Genomic DNA, 19,890 nt, shown 5'->3' with positions numbered 1-19,890 from the left:
AATTAGGGGACCGAGTATGCCGCAGCGGTGTGACTTATATATAGAGAGGTTGAGCGAAACAGCTTGAGCTGTTTCGCATCAGGGACATTTCAGACGAAGCAGAGCGAAAGAGGCTCAGCGATATAGGCAGGTTTTTCCTCGCCGTCGATTTCCAGGGTGGCCGTGGCCTTGAGCAGCCATTGGCCGGGCTTCTTCTCGGTGACGTCGGTCAGTTCGACCTTGAGACGCACCTTGGAGTCGACTTTCACCGGCTGGATGAAGCGCACGCTGTCCAGGCCATAGTTGACCACCATCTTCAGGCCCTCGGGCAGCACGAGGATGTCTTCCATCAGTTTGGGGATCAGCGACAGGGTCAGGAACCCATGTGCGATGGTGGTGCCGAACGGCGTTTTCGCTGCCTTGACCGGGTCCACGTGAATGAACTGGAAGTCGCCAGTGGCCTCGGCGAACAGGTTGATACGCTCCTGGTCAATGGTGAGCCACGCGGAACGTCCGAGTTCCTTCCCGACATAATCTTTGAGCTCTGCAACAGGAACATAGGGCATTGAGACTCTCCTTGGTTCAACGATTTTTTAGTATTCGACCCAGTGCTTTGTGGTCTGAAGTATCCACTTTAGATCATCATGGCGATCCTTCCCGGTAAACATCCATGCTTTTGGCGAATGCCGGTTCATAGCGCCTGCGTGCTTATAATGCGCCACGGGATCTGGCTGGAGAGGCGGTATGTTGTTACGCGGTTTGACATGGCTGGTGCTGTTCCAATTGCTCGGCACGGCGCTCAATCATCTGCTGTTGCCCGTACTTCCCGGGCCGATCATCGGCCTGTTGTTGCTGCTGGTTTTTCTAGTGGTGCGCGGCGAAGTGGGCGAGCCGTTGAACCTGGCAGCCAGCAGTTTGCTGCGATACCTGCCGCTGTTACTGGTGCCGCCTGCGGTCGGAGTGATGGTCTATGCCCGGGATATCGCCGCGGACTTCTGGGCGATCAGTGGCGCGCTGGTGCTGTCTCTGGTGATCTCCATGGCCTTTGTCGGTGTGCTGATGCAGCGCCTGGTCAAGCGCCAGTCCCGCCGGGAGGACAGTCAATGAATGTTGATTGGCAAGGCGCCTGGGCGGCGGTGATTCACCATCCGCTGTTCGGCATCGGCATCACCCTGGGCGCCTACCAGTTGGTGCTGGCGGCCTTTGAGAAAACTCGCTGGATGTTCCTGCAGCCGGTACTGGTGTCCATGCTGCTGGTGATCGGTGTGCTGCTCGGCTGTGGTTTGAGTTATGCGGAGTACCGCAAGAGCACCGAGATTCTGAGCATTCTGCTGGGCCCTGCCACGGTGGCCCTGGCGGTTCCCCTGTACCTCAACTTGCGGCGCATCCGCCAATTGTTCTGGCCGATATTGACTACGCTGGTGGTGGGCGGGGTGCTGGCCACCAGCCTGGGGGTACTGCTGGGGTGGTGGTTCGGTGCTGAGCACATGATCCTCATGACCATGGCACCCAAGTCGGTGACTTCGCCGATCGCTATGCTGGTGGCCGAGCAGATTGGTGGCGTCGCGGCTCTGGCGGCGGTGTTCGTGCTGATTACCGGGGTGATCGGGGCGATCTTCGGCCCGAGTATCCTCGACCGCCTGGGCGTTCATGGGCCTGAGGCGCGAGGCATGGCCCTGGGCATGACCGCCCATGCGGTGGGCACTTCGGTGGCCTTGCAGGAGAGTGAGGAGTGCGGCGCCTTTGCGGCGCTGGCCATGAGTCTGATGGGCGTGGCCACGGCGGTACTGCTGCCGTTGGCGGTGTCTTTGCTGGTTTAAGGATGGGTGTATGAGCCTGGCGCTGTTTCCTTTGAATACCGTGCTGTTCCCTGACTGCATCCTCGATCTGCAGATTTTCGAGGCGCGCTACCTGGACATGATCGGCCGCTGCATGAAGCAGGGTTGCGGCTTCGGAGTGGTGTGCATCCTGGAGGGCGAGGAGGTCGGTACGGCCGCGCCAGGTTATGCCCTGGTGGGTTGCGAAGCACTGATTACCGACTTTCACCAGCAGGACAATGGACTGCTGGGAATCAGGGTCAAGGGTGGTCGACGCTTCCGCGTGCTGGAGAGCGAAGTGCAGAAAGACCAACTGACGGTGGCCCAGGTCCAGTGGCTGGCGGAGGCTGCGGAGCAACCATTGCAGGATGAGGACGCAGACCTGATCGCGCTGCTCAAGGCTCTGGCCGAGCATCCGATGGTGGAGGCCCTGGACATGGGCAGCGAGGCCCAGGGGCAATTGTCCCTGGCCAATCAACTGGCCTACCTGTTGCCCTTTTCCGAGCAGGACAAGATCGACCTGCTGCAACTGGATGATCCGCAGCAGCGTCTCGATGCCATCCAGCAACTGCTGGATGAACTGCAGGGCGAGCTCTTCGCCTGAGTCCTGAACCTCTAGCGGCGGCTACAGGTTGCCGCTTGCACGTTTAATAGGCGTATCGCAGCAGGGCGTGAGGCAGATGCCGTGTCGCCATGAACCCGCACATCAACAGCATGACTGGCAGTAGCAGCCACCAGACCTTGGCCGACATCGGTTTGAGCGATTCTTGCCATTGAATCAGGGTCAGGCTGGCGGCGCAGACACAGGTCGCGAGCATGGCGCCGGCGAGAATGTCGGTTGGCCAATGGGCCCCCAAGTAGACCCGGGACAAGGCAATGGATGCCGCCGGCAGGCAGCCCAGCAGCAGCCAGGTCAGGCGCATTCGTGGTGGTTGGCCACGGCCAGCCAATACCGCCAGGGTCAGGAACAGCGCGAAGGAGCCAGAAGAGTGCCCGCTGGGCATGCTGAAACTGGTGAGGGGCTCGGTCAGGACCTCGGGACGTACCCGCGCAAAGAACCATTTGCTGCCAGTGTTGGCCAGTGCGGTGCACATCAGGGTGGCGCCGGCGAATACGGCGTGACGCCATTGGCGCAGGGCCAGAAGTAGCAGGGTCAGTACCGCGCTGATGATGAACATGGCGCGAAACTCGCCGATCTGGGTGATCATCACCATGATCTTGTCCAGGGTCGGGTTCCGGTGTTCCTGCACCAGGGCGATCAGCCCCTGGTCGAACTGCGTGAGATAGGGGTAACCGATGAACAGCCCTGCCAGGATCAACAGGCTCAGGCCGGACATCAGCAGAGTAGCCCGACGATGGCGGCGCAGGCTGCTGGCAACGCTCAAGCCGATCAGTATCGCGAGGCTGCCGGCTACGACACCGGCTTGTGGCCAGAAGCCTTCGGGCAGCGGCAGGCGAATCGCCGCACCCGTGGCCCAGCCTGGCAGCAGGTAAGCCACCGACCAGCCCGCGGCTGCCAGCAGGCTGACGGCGAAAAATCGTACAAATGGCATGTCGAACATGCCGGCAACCATTGGCAACATTGGCCGCAGCGGGCCGATGAAGCGTCCTACCAGCAGACTGGCGATGCCGTAACGCTGAAAATAGGCTTCGGCGCTGTTGATCCATTCCGGATGATGGCGCAGTCCCGGCAGGCGCCGGATGCTCTGGTGAAAGTGACGCCCCAGCAGGTAGGACACCACGTCCCCGAGCAAACCGCCGAACAACCCCAGAAGCAGGGTTTCTCCCAGTGACAGCGCGCCGTTGCCCGCCAGCACGGCAATCGCGAACAGCAGCACCGTTCCCGGAACGATCAGGCCGGCAATGGCCAGGCACTCCACGCAGGCCACAATAAATACAGCGGCGGCCAGCCACTGCGGGTTGGTGGTCAGCCAGGCGGTCACGCTGTCGAGCCATGGGCCCATAATTTCAACTCCATTGTCAGTGTCTGGCGGGTACGGGGTTGCGCTAATCAGTCGAGGATCAGGTAGTCGCGACCTTCGACTTGGCCACGGCGCAGCGGGTTCCGTGTGCAGTAGGGCGCATAGGCGGCATCGACGAAGCGGTACATCAGGTGTTCGTCACGACCGCGGGGGATACCCAGGCGGGTGGTCTGGATGATGTGCGGCACTGCGCTGCCGACGTCCTCGACGAAAAGGGTTTCGTGATCGAAGCGCTTTGCATCCCAGACTGGGACTTTCAAGCCCATGGCCTTGCACAGCAGGGTCTGGCCGGCGCAGAGCTTTTGCGAGGGGCGCGGGCGGCCACTGGCGTCCGGGTTGTTCAGCAGCATCTGCGCCAGGCTGGCCGGGCCGGAGACGGCGTCGACCCAGGGATAGGCGGACTTGATCAGTACCGCATTGCCGGGGCCCTGGGCGCTGAAGTTCAGCGAGTCGCCACCGCGTGCGTAATACATATAGATGTGGCCGCCATCGAGAAACAAAGCCTTACGTTTTTCTGTGTAGCCGAGGGAGGCGTGGCTGCCTTTTTCCTCGCAGTAATAGGCTTCGGTTTCGATAATGCGCGCGGATAACCACAGCTCGCCGACTTTATGGCGAATGACTTTGCCCAGTAGTTCACGGGCCAAAAGCTCGGCGTCACGGTCGAAAAAGCCGTCAGGCAAGGCTTTGGGCGGGTTCGCAGAGGTCAGGATGGACATGGTGGCGAGGGTTATGGCGGAAAAAGTGACGTAATGGTAACAACTCCAGGCTTAATTCAGGCTGAACTGCGGGTATTTACACTCCATTTCGACCATCCGCCTGTGACCGCTGTCCGTGAACGGGCGCGACAGCTATAATCAGCCGCTTTCCTCTTTGCCAAGACCACACCAGACCATGACTGAGTCCGTTCTTGACTACATGACCCGTTTGGGTCGCGCTGCCCGCCAAGCTTCCCGGGTGATCGCCCGTGCCACCACTGCGCAGAAGAACCGTGCGCTGTTGGCGGCTGCCGATGCCTTGGACGCTGCGCGACCGGAGCTGACCGCAGCCAACGAGCAGGACCTGGCCAACGGCCGGGCCAATGGTCTGGAACCGGCTCTGCTGGATCGTCTGGCGCTGACTCCGGCGCGTATCGATGAAATGATCGAAGGCCTGCGTCAGGTGGCCAAGCTGCCTGACCCCATCGGTGAAATCCGCGACATGCGCTACCTGCCTTCGGGCATCCAGGTGGGCAAGATGCGTGTGCCCCTGGGCGTGATCGGCATCATCTACGAGTCCCGTCCGAACGTGACCATCGATGCTGCCAGCCTGTGTCTGAAGTCTGGCAACGCCACCATCCTGCGGGGTGGTTCCGAGGCCATTCATTCCAACCGTGCCATTGCCACCTGCATTCAGCAGGGATTGGCGGCTGCCGATTTGCCGCCTCACGTGGTGCAGGTGGTGGAAACCACTGATCGCGCCGCGGTGGGCGCGCTGATCACCATGCCCGAGTTTGTCGACGTAATTGTGCCTCGTGGCGGCAAGAGCCTGATCGAGCGGGTCAGCCGCGATGCCAAAGTGCCGGTGATCAAGCACCTGGATGGCGTCTGCCACGTGTATATCGATGTGGCGGCGGACCTGGATAAGGCGATTCGTATTGCCGATAACGCCAAGACCCAGCGCTACGCGCCGTGCAACACCATGGAAACCCTGCTGGTTCACGCCGCCATTGCCGAGCGCGTATTGCCGCCATTGGCTGCGATCTATCGCGACAAGGGCGTCGAGTTGCGTGGCTGCGAGCAAACCCGAGGAATTCTTGGCGCCGATGTGCTGCAAGCGACCGAAGAAGACTGGCGCACCGAGTACACCGCGCCGATCCTCTCGATCCGGGTGCTGGACAACCTGGAGCAGGCCATCGAGCACATCAACACTTACGGCTCGCACCATACTGACTCCATCGTCACCGAGAACTTCAGTGACGCTCGGCGCTTCCTCAATGAAGTGGACTCCAGTTCGGTCATGGTCAATGCCTCTACGCGCTTTGCCGACGGTTTCGAATATGGCCTGGGCGCTGAGATCGGCATTTCCACCGACAAGCTGCACGCCCGTGGCCCGGTGGGCCTGGAAGGCTTGACCAGCGAGAAGTATGTGGTTTTCGGCGACGGTCACGTGCGCACTTGATGGGCAAACGTATCGGTCTGCTGGGCGGCACCTTCGATCCAGTGCATATCGGCCACTTGCGTGGTGCGCTGGAGGTGGCTGAATCCATGCAACTCGATGAGCTGCGCCTGACACCCAGTGCCAGGCCGCCGCATCGGGATACACCGCAGGTGTCGGCGCTCGATCGTCTGGCGATGGTCGAATATGCGGTGGCGGGCGTTTCACCCCTGGTGGTGGACGACCGTGAGCTGAAACGGGACAAGCCGTCCTACACCATCGACACCCTGGAGCAGATGCGGGCCGAGTTGGCCGCGGATGACCAGTTGTTTCTGTTACTGGGCTGGGACGCGTTTTGCGGCCTGCCCACCTGGCATCGTTGGGAGGAATTACTCCAGCATTGCCACATCCTGGTGCTGCAACGCCCGGATGCCGACAGCGAGCCACCGGATGCCTTGCGCAACCTGTTGGCGGCGCGCTCGGTGAGCGACCCACTGGCCCTGCAAGGGCCGGGGGGACACATTGCATTCGTCTGGCAGACGCCGCTTGCGGTGTCCGCCACCCAGATCCGTCAACTGCTGGCCAGCGGTAAGTCGGTACGTTTCCTGGTGCCTGACGCGGTCCTGGCCTATATCGATGCTCACGGACTTTACCGTGCGCCGAACTGAAGGAACGCTGCCGGCCTGTGCTGAGCGGCGCTCCAAACATACGAGCTGAACGAGTTTTATATGACTAACCAAGTAATGAAAGGCGAAGATCTGGTCAAGGTGGCTGTTGCCGCGCTGGAAGACGTCAAGGCCCAGGATGTCCTGGTGATCGATGTTCGCGACAAGCAAAGCATCACTGACTACATGATCATCGCCACTGGTACCTCCAATCGCCAGATCGGCGCGATGCTGGAAAAGGTCCGCGAAATGGTCAAGGCCCAGGGCGTGCGTCCGCTGGGTGAAGAAGGCAAGGGCGACAGCGACTGGGTGCTGCTGGACCTGGACGATGTGATCGTGCACATGATGACTGCCTCGGCTCGTCAGTTCTATGACCTGGAGCGTCTGTGGCAGGGCGCCGAGCAGAGCCGCGCGGCCGATGGCAAGCACCACAGCCCGGAGCATGGCCACGAGCACTTCACCAAGCTCAACAAAGACCAGCAATAAGGGACAGCTGTGCGCCTGCGTCTGATCGCTGTTGGTTCACGCATGCCCAAGTGGGTGGAAGAGGGTTGGCACGAGTATGCCAAGCGTCTGCCCTCCGAGCTGGCGCTGGAACTGGTGGAAATTCCGCTCAATACCCGGGGCAAGAACGCCGACGTGGCTCGCTTTATCCGTCAGGAAGGCGAAGCCATGCTGGCCAAGGTCGGGCATAACGAGCGCATCGTCACCCTCGAGGTGCACGGCAAACCCTGGAGCACCGAGCAGTTGGCGGTGGAACTGGATCGTTGGCGTCTCGATTCGCGCACCGTGAATTTCATGGTCGGCGGCCCGGAAGGGCTGGCGCCGGAAGTCTGTGCGCGAGCGGATCAGCGTTGGTCGCTGTCGCCGCTGACCTTGCCGCACCCGCTGGTGCGGATTCTCATCGGTGAACAGCTGTATCGCGCCTGGACCGTGTTGTCCGGGCACCCTTACCACAAGTAGCCCGCGCCCCTAATGTCCCAGCCGATCCGCATCAAGGACCACGAAAAAGACGCCCGTCTGGTGCGTAGCCGGGTCGTGTTCGGCGCCATTATGGTGGTCTGCCTGATTGGCGTGCTGATTGCCCGGCTGTATTACCTGCAGGTGATTCAGTACGACTATCACTCCACGCTGTCGGAGAACAATCGGGTGCATGTGCAGCCGATTCCTCCGACTCGCGGACTGATTTTTGACCGCAATGGCGTGGTAGTTGCTGATAACCGGCCCAGTTTCAGCCTGAGCATGACCCGCGAACGTTCCGGCAACTGGCAGCAGGTCCTCGATGTGATTGTCGAGGTGCTGGAACTGACCCCGGAAGACCGGGTGCTGTTCGAAAAGCGCATGAAACAGGGGCGGCGCCCTTTCGAACCGGTGCCTATCCTGTTCGAGTTGACGGAAGAGCAGATAGCCCGCATTGCGGTGAACCAGTTCCGTCTGCCCGGGGTGGAAGTGGTTGCGCAACTGGTCCGGCACTACCCGCAGGGCGCGCACTTTGCGCACTCCGTGGGCTATATGGGACGGATCAACGAGAAAGAGCTGAAGTCCCTGGACCCGGTGAACTACAGCGGCACCCACCATATCGGCAAGACTGGCATCGAACGCTTCTACGAGCCGGAATTGCATGGACAGGTGGGTTACGAGGAAGTTGAAACCAACGCCCGTGGCCGAGTGCTGCGGGTGCTCAAGCGCACCGATCCGATTCCCGGCAAGGACATTGTCCTGAGCCTGGATATCAAGTTGCAGGAGGCCGCGGAGCTGGCTCTGGGCGGCCGCCGCGGTGCGGTGGTGGCGCTGGACCCGAGCACCGGTGAAGTTCTGGCGATGGTCAGCCAGCCAAGTTTCGATCCGAACCTGTTCGTCACCGGTATCAGCTTCAAGGCTTATGCCGAATTGCGTGATTCCATTGATCGGCCGCTGTTCAACCGGGTGCTGCGCGGTCTGTATCCACCGGGTTCGACCATCAAGCCGGCGGTGGCGATTGCCGGGCTGGATGCCGGGGTGGTGACGGCCTCGTCCCGCGTCTACGACCCGGGCTACTACCAACTGCCCAACTACGATCACAAGTACCGCAACTGGAACCGAAGCGGTGACGGCTATGTCGACCTGGACACCGCGATCATGCGGTCCAACGACACCTATTTCTATGACCTGGCCCACAAGCTGGGGATCGATCGGCTCTCGGCCTACATGACCAAGTTCGGCATCGGCCAGAAGGTCTCCCTGGACATGTTCGAGGAATCCCCCGGGCTGATGCCGACCCGCGAGTGGAAGCGCGCCACCCGGCGTCAGGCCTGGTTCCCGGGAGAAACCCTGATTCTCGGGATCGGTCAGGGCTACATGCAGTCGACGCCGTTGCAACTGGCCCAGGCGACCGCTCTGGTTGCCAGCAAGGGCAAGTGGAACCGACCACACCTGGCCAAGAGCATCGAAGGCGAGAAGCCGGTGGATCACAACCCGATGCCGGACATCGTCCTGCGCGACCCGTCGGACTGGATGAGGGTCAATCACGGCATGCAGCAGGTGATGCACGGCGCCCGCGGCACTGCGCGCAAGGCTGCGGTTGGTTCGCAGTACCGGATTGCCGGCAAGAGTGGTACCGCCCAGGTGGTGGCGATCAAGCAGGGCGAGAAATACGACCGCTCCAAGGTTCAGGAGCGCCATCGCGACCACGCCCTGTTTGTCGGCTTCGCCCCGGCGGAAAACCCCAAGATCGTGGTTTCGGTCATGGTCGAGAACGGCGAGTCGGGCTCCGGCGTCGCGGCTCCCGTGGTGCGCCAGGTGATGGATGCCTGGCTTCTCGGCCAGGACGGCCAGCTCAAGCCTGAGTTCGCCAGCCCTATCAGCGCGGAGGCTACGGCCCGTGAAGAGTAATTTTGACCGCATCCTCTCCAGTGAGGATGTGATGCGCCGTCGTGCGACGCTGTTGCAGCGCCTGCATATCGATGGTCCCTTGCTGGTGTTGCTGTTGACGCTGGCCGCCGGCAGCCTGTTCGTGCTGTATTCCGCCAGTGGCAAGAGTTGGGATCTGCTGGCCAAGCAGGCCACGTCCTTCGGTATCGGCTTGGTGTCGATGATTGTCATCGCCCAGTTCGAGCCACGCTTCATGGCGCGCTGGGTGCCTCTGGGCTATGTGTTCGGCGTGGTGTTGCTGGTGGTGGTGGACGTCATGGGTCACAACGCCATGGGCGCGACCCGCTGGATCAACATTCCCGGGGTGATCCGCTTCCAGCCGTCGGAGTTCATGAAGATCATCATGCCGGCGACCATCGCCTGGTACCTGTCCAAGCGCACCTTGCCGCCCCATCTCAAGCATGTGGGGATCAGCCTGATACTGATCGGCATTCCGTTCATCCTGATCGTGCGTCAGCCGGACCTGGGCACCGCCCTGCTGATCCTGGCCGGTGGCGCCTTCGTGCTGTTCATGGGTGGGCTGCGCTGGCGCTGGATTCTGAGTGTGCTGGCGGCCGCGGTGCCGGTGGCCATCGCCATGTGGTTCTTCATCATGCATGACTACCAGAAACAGCGAATCCTGACTTTTCTCGACCCCGAGAGCGACCCCCTGGGCACGGGCTGGAACATTATCCAGTCCAAGGCGGCCATCGGTTCCGGCGGGGTTTTCGGCAAGGGTTGGCTGCTGGGTACGCAGTCGCACCTGGACTTTTTGCCGGAGAGCCACACCGACTTCATTATTGCGGTCATGGGCGAGGAGTTCGGCCTGGTGGGCATTTGTGCGCTGCTGCTGATCTACCTGCTGTTGATCGGGCGCGGGTTGGTGATCACCGCTCAGGCGCAGACGCTGTTCGGCAAGTTGCTCGCAGGCAGCCTGACCATGACGTTTTTTGTTTACGTTTTCGTCAACATCGGTATGGTCAGTGGCTTGTTGCCGGTAGTGGGGGTTCCGTTGCCGTTCATTAGCTACGGAGGAACTTCGCTGGTGACGCTACTGTCAGCGTTTGGGGTTTTGATGTCGATCCATACCCATCGCAAGTGGATCGCGCAGGTTTGATTAAGGTGAAGAATTCAATGCAAGTAATGCGTGGCTGGGCTGCTCGGCATGCGCCGTGGGTCGGCCTGGTAAGCATCCTTGGTGCAGCGCAACCCGCGTTCGCCGGTGATTACGAAGGTTCGCCGCAAGTGGCTGAATTCGTTGGCGAAATGACCCGGGACTATGGTTTTGCCGGGGAACAGCTGATGGGGGTGTTCCGCGAGGCCGAGCGCAAGCAATCGATTCTTGACGCCATTTCCCGGCCGGCCGAGCGGGTCAAGCAGTGGAAAGAATACCGGCCGATGTTCATCACCGACGCGCGCATTGCCCGCGGTGTGGATTTCTGGCGTCAGCATGAGGCGGTTCTGGCTCGCGCCGAGCAGGAATATGGCGTACCGGCCCAGGTCATAGTGTCGATTATCGGTGTTGAGACCTTTTTTGGGCGTAATACTGGCAATTACCGGGTGATCGATGCGTTATCTACCCTGGGCTTCGATTATCCGCCCCGTGCCGAATTCTTCCGTAAGGAACTGCGCGAGTTCCTGCTGCTGGTCCGTGAAGAGCAACTTGATCCCTTGAGCCTCAAGGGCTCCTACGCGGGAGCCATGGGGCTGCCGCAGTTCATGCCGAGCAGTTTTCGCGCCTATGCGGTGGACTTCGACGGTGATGGCCACATCAATATCTGGACCAACCCGGACGATGCCATCGGCAGCGTTGCCAGCTACTTCAAGCGTCATGGCTGGGTGGCCGGCGAGCCGGTGGTGAGTCGCGCCGACGTGCGTGGCGATCGCGTGGACGAAGGCTTGACCACAGGGATAGAGCCGACCAAGACGGTCGGGGAGTTGCGGGCCCTGGGCTGGTCGAGTCATGATGCGCTGCGCGATGATCTGCCGGTCACCGCTTTCCGTCTGGAAGGTGACAGTGGCCCGGAATACTGGATGGGCCTGAAGAACTTTTACGCGATCACTCGCTATAACCGCAGCGTGATGTATGCCATGGCCGTACATCAGTTGTCTGAACAACTGGTCCAAGCACGGGGCGTCAAGTAATGCTGGCAATGCCAATCCGCAAACCCCTGAAGCTGGTGGCTTTTGCCGCGTTGTCCTTGTTGTTGGTCAGTTGCTCGACGAGCCGCTCGCCGCAGCAGAAGTCCACGAGTGGCGTGCGCGCCATGCCGGGCCTGGACGTCAACCGTGCGCACAAGGATGGCGCGCCCTGGTGGGACGTCGACGTCTCGCGCATTCCCGATGCGACCCCGACCCTGCACACCGGCCCGTACAAGGCCAACCCCTATACGGTACTGGGCAAAACCTATTTCCCCATCCAGGAGTCCAAGAACTACGTGGCCTCCGGTACGGCGTCCTGGTACGGCACCAAGTTCCATGGTCAAAACACCGCCAATGGCGAGGTCTATGACCTGTACGGTATGAGTGCCGCACACAAGACCCTGCCCTTGCCCAGTTACGTGAAGGTCACCAACCTGGACAACAATCGCAGCGTGATCCTGCGGGTCAACGATCGTGGTCCGTTCTACTCTGACCGCATCATCGACCTGTCCTACGCGGCTGCAAAGAAGCTCGGTTATGCCGAGACCGGCACCGCTCGGGTCAAGGTCGAAGGCATCGATCCGCAGCAGTGGTGGGCCCAGCGTGGCCGTCCGGCGCCGTTGATGCTCAATGAGCCGCAAGTGGCGCAAAATAGCGCGCCGGTGATCACGGCTTCGGCCGGTACTGTCGAGCAATGGACGCCGCCGCCCCAGCAACACGCTGCCGCAGTGGTTCCCGTACAAGTTAAAAACACTCCTGCAGCCGCCTCAGGCCAGTATCTGCAGGTGGGGGCCTTCGCCAACCCGGACGCTGCGGAGCTGTTGAGGTCTAAATTGAGCAGCATGGTGAGCGCCCCGGTGTTCATCAGTTCGATCGTACGTAATCAGCAGACGCTGCATCGGGTACGCCTGGGGCCATTCGGCACGCCGGGTGAGGCTCAGCAAGCGCAGAACAGTGTGCGCTTGGCTAACCTTGGCCAGCCCAGCGTGGTCACTGCCGAGTAAGAAGATTGAAGGTCCGCTTGCGGTATTGGGGGGCGGACCCTGGTTGTTGGCTCGTCGAACAACAAAAGCCCGGCAAGGGTCAGTGAGTGAACAACTGAACACGCGACAGCCCTTTAGAAGGCTGTCTGAAATAGTTTTGCCCTCGGGCAAGTTTCCATTAGCAACTTCGAGAGACGGATGAACATCACCACCTTTGCCAAACGCCTGTGCCTGCTTGTCCCGCTGATCATCACGCCCGCCGCCTGGGCGGTCGAAGCGATGCCGTCGCCACCGCAACTGGCCGCCAAATCCTATGTGCTCATGGACGCCAGCAGCGGTAACGTGCTGGTGGAGAACAATGGTGACCAGCGCCTGCCACCAGCCAGTCTGACCAAGCTGATGACCGCCTACATCGCGACCCTGGAAATCCGTCGCGGCCAGATCGGCGAGAACGATCCGGTAACCGTCAGCGAGAATGCCTGGCGTACCGGCGGGTCGCGGATGTTCATCAAGGTGGGTTCGCAAGTCACCGTCAGCGACTTGCTGCACGGCATCATCATTCAGTCGGGCAACGACGCCAGCGTTGCGGTTTCCGAGCACATTGCCGGCAGCGAAGACGCTTTTGCCGACATGATGAACAAGACGGCTGCCGATCTGGGCATGAGCAACAGCCACTTCATGAACCCGACCGGTCTGCCGAACCCTGAGCACTACTCGTCGGCCCACGATATGGCGGTGCTGGCTCGCGCGATCATCCATGAAGACCCTGCCCACTATGCGATCTACTCGCAGAAGGAGTTCTTCTGGAACGGCATCAAGCAACCTAACCGTAACCTGCTGCTGTGGCGCGACAAGACCGTCGATGGTCTGAAAACCGGCCACACCGATGAAGCCGGCTACTGCATGGTGTCTTCGGCAGTACGCGATGGCATGCGTCTGATCGCCGTGGTGTTCGGCACCAACAGCGAGCAGGCCCGCGCCGCCGAAACCCAGAAGCTGCTGACCTACGGTTTCCGCTTCTTCGAAACCCAGACCTTCTACCAGAAAGGCACCGAGCTGGCTCAGGCGCCGGTGTGGAAGGGCACCACTCATCAGGTCAAGGCCGGTCTGGCTGAAGATCTGACCATGACCATGCCTAAAGGCCAGTTGAAAAAGCTCGCCGCCAGCATGACCATGAACCCGCAACTGGTTGCGCCGATCGCCAAGGGCGACGTGATTGGTAAAGTCGAAGTGAAACTGGACGACAAGGTGGTGCACAGCGCTGACCTGATCGCCCTGGAAGCGGTCGACGAAGGTGGTATCTTCCGCCGCATGTGGGATAGCATCCGTCTATTCTTCTACGGCTTGTTCAACTGATATTGTCGACCTGCATGGCCCTCGCTCCGAAGTGGAGCGGGGGCCATGTCCGTCGTCCGGCTTACGAGGCCGTTACTGCCATGACAGACACTGACGTTAAGTCGCACAAGATTGAATTCCCCGTCGATGACTACCCGATCAAGGTGATCGGTGACACGGTTGTCGGCTTCAAGGACACCGTGATCGAGATCCTCGCCAAGTACGCCAAGCTGGACATCAAGTCCCTGGCCGAGCGTCAGAGCAGCAACGGCAAGTACACCACGGTACAACTGCACATCACCGCCACCGGTGAAGACCAACTGCGTGATATCAATAGTGCCCTGCGTGCTACCGGTGTCGTCCACATGGTGCTGTGATGCCACAGACGCTGGGCTTTCGTGAGCTTGGCCTGATGGCTTACGAGCCGGTCTGGCAGGCCATGCAGCGCTTTACCAATGAACGTGGCACCAGCGCCCCAGACGAAATCTGGCTGGTGCAGCATCCGCCGGTGTTTACCCAGGGCCAGGCGGGCAAGGCCGAGCATCTGCTGCTGCCGGGAGATATACCGGTGGTGCAGGCCGATCGCGGCGGACAGGTGACTTATCACGGTCCCGGCCAGCTGGTGGCTTACTTGCTGCTGGATGTACGCAGGCTGGGGTTCGGCGTGCGTGACCTGGTCAGTCGCATGGAGCAATGCCTGGTGGAGTTGTTGGCCAGCTACGGCGTGCCGGCGGCGGCCAAGCCCGATGCACCGGGTGTCTACGTCGAAGGGGCGAAAATCGCCTCCCTGGGCCTGCGTATCCGCCATGGATGTTCCTTTCATGGCCTGGCCTTGAACGTGGACATGGATTTGCAGCCGTTTCGACGGATTAACCCCTGTGGTTATGCCGGGTTGGCGATGACCCAGCTGAGCGACCATGCAGGGCCGATTGAATTTGCCGAGGTAAGTGCCCGGCTGCGTGCGCAGCTCGTCAAACACCTCGACTATGCTGAGCAGACGACCCTAACGGGCGGAATCGACTGATATGACTACTGCGCAAGACGCTGTTCAAACCCTGATCCCGACGGTGGATGTCTCCGAGCGGGCGCCACGTCCGAAAGTTGAAGCCGGCGTCAAATTGCGCGGTGCGGAAAAGGTTGCGCGCATTCCGGTGAAGATCATTCCGACCACCGAACTGCCGAAGAAACCGGACTGGATCCGGGTACGTATTCCGGTATCCCCGGAAGTCGACCGGATCAAGCAACTGCTGCGCAAGCACAAGTTGCACAGCGTCTGCGAAGAAGCATCCTGCCCGAACCTGGGCGAATGCTTCTCCGGCGGTACCGCAACCTTCATGATCATGGGCGACATCTGCACCCGTCGCTGCCCATTCTGTGACGTTGGCCATGGCCGTCCAAAACCTCTGGATGTCGACGAGCCGATGAACCTGGCGGTGGCCATTGCCGACCTGCGCCTGAAGTATGTGGTGATCACTTCGGTGGACCGCGACGACCTGCGTGACGGCGGTGCCCAGCACTTTGCCGACTGCATTCGCGAGATCCGCAAGCTGTCGCCGAACGTACAGTTGGAAACCCTGGTGCCCGACTACCGCGGTCGCATGGATGTAGCCCTGGAAATCACCGCTGCCACGCCACCGGATGTGTTCAACCACAACCTGGAAACCGTGCCGCGCCTGTACAAGGCTGCGCGTCCGGGTTCGGATTACCAGTGGTCGCTGACCTTGCTGCAGAAGTTCAAGCAACTGGTGCCCCATGTACCGACCAAGTCCGGCTTGATGCTGGGCCTGGGCGAAACCGACGACGAAGTCATCGAAGTCATGAAGCGCATGCGTGAGCACGACATCGATATGCTGACCCTTGGTCAGTACCTGCAGCCGTCCCGCAACCACTTGCCGGTTCAGCGTTTCGTGCATCCGGATACCTTCGCCTGGTTCGCCGAGGAAGGTTACAAGATGGGCTTCAAGAATGTCGCTTCGGGCCCGCTGGTACGTTCCTCGTATCACGCCGACGAACAAGCGAAACTGGCCAGAGAAGGCCTGGTTTCCTGATTTGCCTGCCCGCAAGGCTTGGGTCTTGCGGGCAGTTTCCCGGCTCTTTCGAGCACCTCTGCAGTCTCGGTTGTTTTTCGCCCCTCCGGTCGCGTCCTCCTCTTCTGTTTAACGAGATTCATGGCTACTGTGCTTGAGTGAATTCACACAGGGAGAATCTGCATGCCCATCCAACCGACTGCTGCCCTTCATGCTCACCTGCCGGTGCCGGCACTGGCTGCGGAAGGCGTCATCGGCCTTATTGCCCCCGCCGGTCCCGCAGTGCTGGATACCGAAAAAGCTTTTCAATGGATGCGTTCCCGTGGCTATACGCTGCGGATCTTTCCCGGCGTCGGGCAGCAGGAGGGATATCTGGCTGGCAGCGACGAGGTGCGCCTCGATGACTTGCACAGCGCCTTTGCCGATAGCCAAGTCGACGCCATTGTGTGCCTGCGCGGGGGCTATGGCAGTCCGCGTTTGCTGGACAAGATCGACTTTGAGTTACTGCGGCGCAACCCCAAGCCCTTTGTCGGCTACAGCGATATCACCGCCCTGCACCTGGCGATCAACCGCTATGCCGGGTTTGTGAGTTTTCACGGACCGATGCTCAATGCCGACCTGCTGGGTGACAAGCAACCGCCAACCGAGGCGTCCTTTTTCAACCTGCTCCGGGGCCAGGTAAAGGCGGGTAGTCTGCTGTCTCATCCCGTGGCTTTCCCATTGACCACTGTGGAGCCGGGCATTGCGTTGGGTGCGCTGTTGGGGGGGAATCTGTCGATGATTGCCTGCACGCTGGGCACGCCTTACGAAATCAATACCGACGGCGTCATCCTGTTTATCGAGGACGTCAACGAGCCGTTGTACCGTATTGACCGCTTGCTCAATCACCTGCGGCTGGCCGGCAAACTGGACAACCTGCGGGGCGTCTTGGTGGGGGATGTGGCCGGTGTGGACTTCAGCGCATTGTGCCGCCTGCTCAAGCAGACCTTCGAGCCGCTGCGGATTCCAGTGCTGGCAGGATGGCGCAGTGGCCATTGTGACCCGAACCTGACTTTGCCCATGGGCGCTCTGGTCAGGCTGGACGCAGGGGCGAGGGAGTTGACCCTGGCACAGGACGTGGTGTTCAAGTAGGACTGGCCCTGGCGAAGGGGGAACCCTTCGCCAGCTCCGGGCTTAGCGGTTGCGCAGGCTGTCCAGCAACTTGTGAGTAGGGTAGCCGTCTGCGGGCCAACCCAATGCTTGCTGGGCGCTACGAATGGCTTTGCGGGTGTTGGCTCCGATGATGCCGTCGGGGTTGCCGGCGTCATACTGGTTGGCGTTGAGCAGGGTCTGCAATTCGATGCGCTCGGAGCGGCTCAGAGGCAGGTCGTCCTTGGGCCAGTCGCCACTGATCAGGCCGGCGCCGCCGAAGCGTTCGGACAGCAGGTTGACTGCCAGCGCGTAGGACGATGAGTTGTTGTACCTGAGCACCGCTCGGAAGTTATCCAGGATCAGGAACGCCGGCCCCCGATAACCCGCAGGCAGCAGCAACGAGGCGGACAATTGCTCTGATCCGTAAGGCAACGCCTTGCCATTGGCGGTTGTCATCCCCAGGCGCATCCACTCGGCCACGGTCTTGCGGGTGGAAGCATCGGCCAGGGCATAGTCGAAGCCGCTGTTGAGCTGGACTTCAACACCCCAGGGCTGGCCCTTTTGCCATCCTGAACTTTGCAGATAGTGAGCGGTGGAGGCCAGGGCGTCGGCCGGGCTGTTCCAGATATCGCGACGACCATCGCCGTCGAAGTCCACAGCGTGGGTGTTGTAGGTGGTTGGAATGAATTGGGTCTGGCCCATGGCCCCGGCCCAGGAACCCAGCATCTTCTCTGGCTGGATGTCGCCGTGTTGAATGATCTGCAAGGCGGCAATCAGCTGGCTGTTGGCAAAGGCCGGGCGCCGTCCCTCATATGCCAGGGTTGCCAGGGAGCGAATCACCGACTTGTTGCCCTGGAAGTCACCGAAATTGCTCTCCATGCCCCAAACGGCCACCAAGGTCTGGCGATCAACGCCATAGCGCTGTTCGATCCGTTGCAGGATGTCGCTGTACTGGACCAGCAGTGCCTTGCCCTTGCGTACCCGTACCGGGGACAGCGCGCCATCCAGGTATTCCCAGACGGGGCGGGTGAATTCCGGTTGGCTGCGGTCGGCCTTGATCACGCTCATATCCGGGGTGACCCCGGCGAAGGCGCGGTCGAATACATCGGCGCGAATCCCGGCGCCCAAGGCTTCGGTGCGGAACGCGTTCATCCATTCATCGAAGGTCTGAGTGGGCTGGATGTCCAGATTGTCGACGGCCAGTGGTGCGACGGTGGCAGGTGCGGCAAGGGGGGCTGTCTGGAGGTCGGGTAGCGGCTGGGCGTCGGCGGCAGTGGGTTTCTCCGCGCAGGCGACGAGTAGAACAAGGCTGGAGGCAGCGATCAGTTGGCGCATGTGCCAACGACGAGAAAGACAAAAGGGCATGCACGGGTCCAGAGAGAATAACAATCAGGTGCAGACCTTATCATGCCAACGGGGTTCAGGGCTTTAGGCGGCCAGAAAGTAAGAAGCCTCCCAGCTTTTAGACTGGAAGGCTTCGCGGCGGTAGCTGCCTTTGCCCTTGGCCGGGCGTTCCTGACGGCTGCGGAACAGTGGCTGGGCGATGATGGATTTGGCCTTGTTGGGGCCATGCTTGGATGGCTTGCTCATGGTGAGTGCTCGCTGTTTCAGGATGAGAAGTGTTGCGGTGCGAATCATCGGCCAGAGTGGCGTTGCTGTCTAGGGTCTGTTCCCGTTTGGTGACGAGCCGCGTTGCTGGGCCAAACGAGAACAGACCCTAGTGCAAGCAAAAGATAAGTAGCGCGATTATTCGGCAGGCAGGGCTAGGCGTTGGCCGGCCATCAGCAGCGACAGGCGGCTCAGGCTGCTCCAGGGCGAACCACTGGCTTGGCCCTTGATCTGGGCATCGATGCGCTGGGCATCCAGTAGCAATTGGCCCCAACGTTGCGCCGAATAGCGCTGCAAGGCTTTGCTCATCAGGGGTTTGCGCTTGTCCCAGACGGGAGGGCGAGCCTGACTGAACACCTTGTCCAGAGGCACACCCTGGCTGAATTGCAGTGCCAGGTTGGCCAGCAGTCGCAGTTCCCGGGACAGGGCCCAGAGAATGACCGGCGGTTCGACGCCTTCGCCTCTCAGTCCTTCAAGCATGCGCAAGGCATGGGCGGCCTCGCCGTTGAGAATCGCATCCACCAGCCCAAACACGTCGAAGCGAGCACTATCGGCCACGGCGGCCTGTACCGTTTCGACGGTGATCTGCCCACCTTCGGCCATCAGCTTGAGCTTTTCGATTTCCTGTGCGGCCGCCAGCAGGTTGCCTTCTACCCGGGCGGCGATCAGCTCGACGGCGTCCTGGCTGGCGGACAGGCCGGCCTGTGACAGGCGCTGGCGAATCCACTGTGGAAGCTGGTTGGCGTCCACCGGCCAGATCTGCACGAACTGAGTCTGGGCACCTTCGACCAGGGCCTTGCCCCACTTGGTCTTCTGTGCGCTGCCGTCGAGCTTGGGCAGGCTGATCAACAGCACCGTGTCTTCGGCCGGACGCGAACAGTATTCGATCAGTGCTGCTGCACCCTTGTCCCCAGGCTTGCCCGAAGGCAGGCGCAACTCCAGCAGGCGCTTTTCTGCGAACAGCGACATGCTGGCCCCTGCTTGCAGCAGGGTGCCCCAGTCGAAGTTGGCATCGGCGCTGAAGACCTGGCGCTCGTCGAATCCCTGCTGGCGCACGGCAGAGCGAATGGCGTCGGCGGCTTCCTGGCACAGCAGGGGATCGTCGCCGCTGATCACGTAGACCGGCGCTAGTGTGCCTTGCAGGTGTTTGCCGAGTTGGGCGGGGGCGAGTTTCATAGGCGGGGGCCAGAGGGGCGCCT

Annotated in this window: 22 protein-coding genes; 16 read left to right on the top strand and 6 right to left on the bottom strand. The window is 61.1% G+C overall.

All coding sequences use genetic code 11. The features are described from left to right. Positions 1 to 89: 89 nt before the first annotated feature. Positions 90 to 545 (bottom strand): MaoC family dehydratase, encoded by a 456-nt coding sequence (locus PFZ56_RS01820; RefSeq protein ID WP_102865338.1) that lies wholly within the window; start codon positions 543 to 545, stop codon positions 90 to 92. Positions 546 to 723: 178 nt separating this feature from the next. On the opposite strand from PFZ56_RS01820, the gene PFZ56_RS01815 reads away from it, so the two are divergent. Genes PFZ56_RS01815 through PFZ56_RS01805 form a run of 3 tightly spaced genes read left to right on the top strand, consistent with a single transcriptional unit; the run spans position 724 to position 2,400 of the window. Next, the gene (locus PFZ56_RS01815) at positions 724 to 1,086 is read left to right on the top strand and encodes a CidA/LrgA family protein (protein WP_110596251.1); all 363 of its coding nucleotides are present in this window, start codon (positions 724 to 726) and stop codon (positions 1,084 to 1,086) included. Further along, complete coding sequence (locus tag PFZ56_RS01810; protein WP_170002120.1) at positions 1,083 to 1,799, top strand: LrgB family protein; 717 nt, start codon at positions 1,083 to 1,085, stop codon at positions 1,797 to 1,799. Before PFZ56_RS01815 ends, PFZ56_RS01810 begins: the two co-directional genes overlap by 4 nt. A gap of 10 nt (positions 1,800 to 1,809) precedes the next feature. After that, positions 1,810 to 2,400, top strand: a complete 591-nt coding sequence (locus PFZ56_RS01805; RefSeq protein WP_102865341.1) for an LON peptidase substrate-binding domain-containing protein — start codon at positions 1,810 to 1,812, stop codon at positions 2,398 to 2,400. A 43-nt stretch (positions 2,401 to 2,443) separates the two neighbouring features. Here PFZ56_RS01805 and PFZ56_RS01800 read toward each other — a convergent pair whose 3' ends face one another. Then, positions 2,444 to 3,760 (bottom strand): bifunctional DedA family/phosphatase PAP2 family protein, encoded by a 1,317-nt coding sequence (locus tag PFZ56_RS01800; RefSeq protein ID WP_170002118.1) that lies wholly within the window; start codon positions 3,758 to 3,760, stop codon positions 2,444 to 2,446. A 47-nt stretch (positions 3,761 to 3,807) separates the two neighbouring features. Then, the gene (locus PFZ56_RS01795; RefSeq protein ID WP_110652038.1) at positions 3,808 to 4,494 is read right to left on the bottom strand and encodes a DNA-3-methyladenine glycosylase; all 687 of its coding nucleotides are present in this window, start codon (positions 4,492 to 4,494) and stop codon (positions 3,808 to 3,810) included. Positions 4,495 to 4,669: 175 nt separating this feature from the next. Here PFZ56_RS01795 and PFZ56_RS01790 point away from each other — a divergent pair, with 175 nt between their 5' ends. From PFZ56_RS01790 to PFZ56_RS01730, 13 genes are all read left to right on the top strand, one after another. Beyond that, positions 4,670 to 5,935, top strand: a complete 1,266-nt coding sequence (locus PFZ56_RS01790; RefSeq protein WP_102865344.1) for a glutamate-5-semialdehyde dehydrogenase — start codon at positions 4,670 to 4,672, stop codon at positions 5,933 to 5,935. Next, positions 5,935 to 6,579: a nicotinate-nucleotide adenylyltransferase gene (nadD, locus tag PFZ56_RS01785; RefSeq protein ID WP_102865345.1), complete on the top strand. Its 645-nt coding sequence runs from the start codon at positions 5,935 to 5,937 to the stop codon at positions 6,577 to 6,579. The genes PFZ56_RS01790 and nadD overlap by 1 nt, the downstream gene beginning before the upstream one ends. 60 nt (positions 6,580 to 6,639) lie before the next feature. Then, positions 6,640 to 7,062, top strand: a complete 423-nt coding sequence (rsfS, locus tag PFZ56_RS01780) for a ribosome silencing factor (protein ID WP_015637171.1) — start codon at positions 6,640 to 6,642, stop codon at positions 7,060 to 7,062. A 9-nt stretch (positions 7,063 to 7,071) separates the two neighbouring features. Further along, on the top strand, positions 7,072 to 7,539 hold the full coding sequence (gene rlmH / locus PFZ56_RS01775; RefSeq protein WP_011063671.1) for a 23S rRNA (pseudouridine(1915)-N(3))-methyltransferase RlmH: 468 nt from the start codon (positions 7,072 to 7,074) through the stop codon (positions 7,537 to 7,539). 12 nt (positions 7,540 to 7,551) lie between these two features. Next, positions 7,552 to 9,447: a penicillin-binding protein 2 gene (gene mrdA, locus PFZ56_RS01770; RefSeq protein ID WP_102865346.1), complete on the top strand. Its 1,896-nt coding sequence runs from the start codon at positions 7,552 to 7,554 to the stop codon at positions 9,445 to 9,447. 31 nt (positions 9,448 to 9,478) lie between these two features. Further along, positions 9,479 to 10,582, top strand: coding sequence for a rod shape-determining protein RodA (rodA, locus tag PFZ56_RS01765; protein ID WP_102865347.1), 1,104 nt, complete (start codon positions 9,479 to 9,481; stop codon positions 10,580 to 10,582). Between the two features lie 5 nt (positions 10,583 to 10,587). Continuing rightward, positions 10,588 to 11,610: a lytic murein transglycosylase B gene (gene mltB, locus PFZ56_RS01760; RefSeq protein WP_371826211.1), complete on the top strand. Its 1,023-nt coding sequence runs from the start codon at positions 10,588 to 10,590 to the stop codon at positions 11,608 to 11,610. Next, on the top strand, positions 11,610 to 12,611 hold the full coding sequence (locus PFZ56_RS01755) for a septal ring lytic transglycosylase RlpA family protein (protein WP_110596248.1): 1,002 nt from the start codon (positions 11,610 to 11,612) through the stop codon (positions 12,609 to 12,611). Before mltB ends, PFZ56_RS01755 begins: the two co-directional genes overlap by 1 nt. A gap of 177 nt (positions 12,612 to 12,788) precedes the next feature. After that, a complete protein-coding gene (locus tag PFZ56_RS01750) occupies positions 12,789 to 13,946 on the top strand; it encodes a D-alanyl-D-alanine carboxypeptidase family protein (RefSeq protein ID WP_110596247.1) in 1,158 nt (385 codons plus the stop codon). 80 nt (positions 13,947 to 14,026) lie between these two features. Next, complete coding sequence (locus PFZ56_RS01745; RefSeq protein WP_011063665.1) at positions 14,027 to 14,302, top strand: DUF493 domain-containing protein; 276 nt, start codon at positions 14,027 to 14,029, stop codon at positions 14,300 to 14,302. Further along, positions 14,302 to 14,949, top strand: a complete 648-nt coding sequence (gene lipB / locus PFZ56_RS01740) for a lipoyl(octanoyl) transferase LipB (protein ID WP_102865351.1) — start codon at positions 14,302 to 14,304, stop codon at positions 14,947 to 14,949. The genes PFZ56_RS01745 and lipB overlap by 1 nt, the downstream gene beginning before the upstream one ends. Position 14,950: 1 nt before the next feature. Then, positions 14,951 to 15,973 (top strand): lipoyl synthase, encoded by a 1,023-nt coding sequence (gene lipA, locus PFZ56_RS01735; protein ID WP_102865352.1) that lies wholly within the window; start codon positions 14,951 to 14,953, stop codon positions 15,971 to 15,973. A 162-nt stretch (positions 15,974 to 16,135) separates the two neighbouring features. Continuing rightward, positions 16,136 to 17,083: an LD-carboxypeptidase gene (locus tag PFZ56_RS01730; RefSeq protein WP_102882331.1), complete on the top strand. Its 948-nt coding sequence runs from the start codon at positions 16,136 to 16,138 to the stop codon at positions 17,081 to 17,083. 42 nt (positions 17,084 to 17,125) lie between these two features. On the opposite strand, the gene PFZ56_RS01725 is transcribed toward PFZ56_RS01730, so the two are convergent. The 3 genes from PFZ56_RS01725 to holA form a co-directional block, all read right to left on the bottom strand. Further along, complete coding sequence (locus PFZ56_RS01725) at positions 17,126 to 18,448, bottom strand: lytic murein transglycosylase (RefSeq protein ID WP_170002116.1); 1,323 nt, start codon at positions 18,446 to 18,448, stop codon at positions 17,126 to 17,128. A 63-nt stretch (positions 18,449 to 18,511) separates the two neighbouring features. Beyond that, positions 18,512 to 18,673, bottom strand: a complete 162-nt coding sequence (gene arfA / locus PFZ56_RS01720) for an alternative ribosome rescue factor ArfA (protein ID WP_007927093.1) — start codon at positions 18,671 to 18,673, stop codon at positions 18,512 to 18,514. A 156-nt stretch (positions 18,674 to 18,829) separates the two neighbouring features. Next, on the bottom strand, positions 18,830 to 19,867 hold the full coding sequence (gene holA, locus PFZ56_RS01715; RefSeq protein ID WP_102882329.1) for a DNA polymerase III subunit delta: 1,038 nt from the start codon (positions 19,865 to 19,867) through the stop codon (positions 18,830 to 18,832). Between the last annotated feature and the right edge of the window lie 23 nt (positions 19,868 to 19,890).

It is taken from the genome of Pseudomonas danubii, from assembly GCF_042980055.1.
Taxonomy (GTDB): domain Bacteria; phylum Pseudomonadota; class Gammaproteobacteria; order Pseudomonadales; family Pseudomonadaceae; genus Aquipseudomonas; species Aquipseudomonas danubii.
This window is presented reverse-complemented; position numbering and strand designations above follow the sequence as displayed.

What these genes read in the sequence shown, in the direction of transcription:
- rsfS (WP_015637171.1), top strand. Translation starts at nt 6,640, where the DNA reads ATGACTAACCAAGTAATGAAAGGCGAAGATCTGGTCAAGGTGGCTGTT.
- PFZ56_RS01790 (WP_102865344.1), top strand. Translation starts at nt 4,670, where the DNA reads ATGACTGAGTCCGTTCTTGACTACATGACCCGTTTGGGTCGCGCTGCC.
- PFZ56_RS01815 (WP_110596251.1), top strand. Translation starts at nt 724, where the DNA reads ATGTTGTTACGCGGTTTGACATGGCTGGTGCTGTTCCAATTGCTCGGC.
- PFZ56_RS01820 (WP_102865338.1), bottom strand. Translation starts at nt 545, where the DNA reads ATGCCCTATGTTCCTGTTGCAGAGCTCAAAGATTATGTCGGGAAGGAA.
- PFZ56_RS01725 (WP_170002116.1), bottom strand. Translation starts at nt 18,448, where the DNA reads ATGCCCTTTTGTCTTTCTCGTCGTTGGCACATGCGCCAACTGATCGCT.
- PFZ56_RS01730 (WP_102882331.1), top strand. Translation starts at nt 16,136, where the DNA reads ATGCCCATCCAACCGACTGCTGCCCTTCATGCTCACCTGCCGGTGCCG.
- PFZ56_RS01810 (WP_170002120.1), top strand. Translation starts at nt 1,083, where the DNA reads ATGAATGTTGATTGGCAAGGCGCCTGGGCGGCGGTGATTCACCATCCG.
- arfA (WP_007927093.1), bottom strand. Translation starts at nt 18,673, where the DNA reads ATGAGCAAGCCATCCAAGCATGGCCCCAACAAGGCCAAATCCATCATC.
- lipB (WP_102865351.1), top strand. Translation starts at nt 14,302, where the DNA reads ATGCCACAGACGCTGGGCTTTCGTGAGCTTGGCCTGATGGCTTACGAG.
- PFZ56_RS01795 (WP_110652038.1), bottom strand. Translation starts at nt 4,494, where the DNA reads ATGTCCATCCTGACCTCTGCGAACCCGCCCAAAGCCTTGCCTGACGGC.
- mrdA (WP_102865346.1), top strand. Translation starts at nt 7,552, where the DNA reads ATGTCCCAGCCGATCCGCATCAAGGACCACGAAAAAGACGCCCGTCTG.
- PFZ56_RS01800 (WP_170002118.1), bottom strand. Translation starts at nt 3,760, where the DNA reads ATGGGCCCATGGCTCGACAGCGTGACCGCCTGGCTGACCACCAACCCG.
- lipA (WP_102865352.1), top strand. Translation starts at nt 14,951, where the DNA reads ATGACTACTGCGCAAGACGCTGTTCAAACCCTGATCCCGACGGTGGAT.
- rodA (WP_102865347.1), top strand. Translation starts at nt 9,479, where the DNA reads ATGCGCCGTCGTGCGACGCTGTTGCAGCGCCTGCATATCGATGGTCCC.
- PFZ56_RS01755 (WP_110596248.1), top strand. Translation starts at nt 11,610, where the DNA reads ATGCTGGCAATGCCAATCCGCAAACCCCTGAAGCTGGTGGCTTTTGCC.
- PFZ56_RS01745 (WP_011063665.1), top strand. Translation starts at nt 14,027, where the DNA reads ATGACAGACACTGACGTTAAGTCGCACAAGATTGAATTCCCCGTCGAT.
- holA (WP_102882329.1), bottom strand. Translation starts at nt 19,867, where the DNA reads ATGAAACTCGCCCCCGCCCAACTCGGCAAACACCTGCAAGGCACACTA.
- PFZ56_RS01750 (WP_110596247.1), top strand. Translation starts at nt 12,789, where the DNA reads ATGAACATCACCACCTTTGCCAAACGCCTGTGCCTGCTTGTCCCGCTG.
- nadD (WP_102865345.1), top strand. Translation starts at nt 5,935, where the DNA reads ATGGGCAAACGTATCGGTCTGCTGGGCGGCACCTTCGATCCAGTGCAT.
- PFZ56_RS01805 (WP_102865341.1), top strand. Translation starts at nt 1,810, where the DNA reads ATGAGCCTGGCGCTGTTTCCTTTGAATACCGTGCTGTTCCCTGACTGC.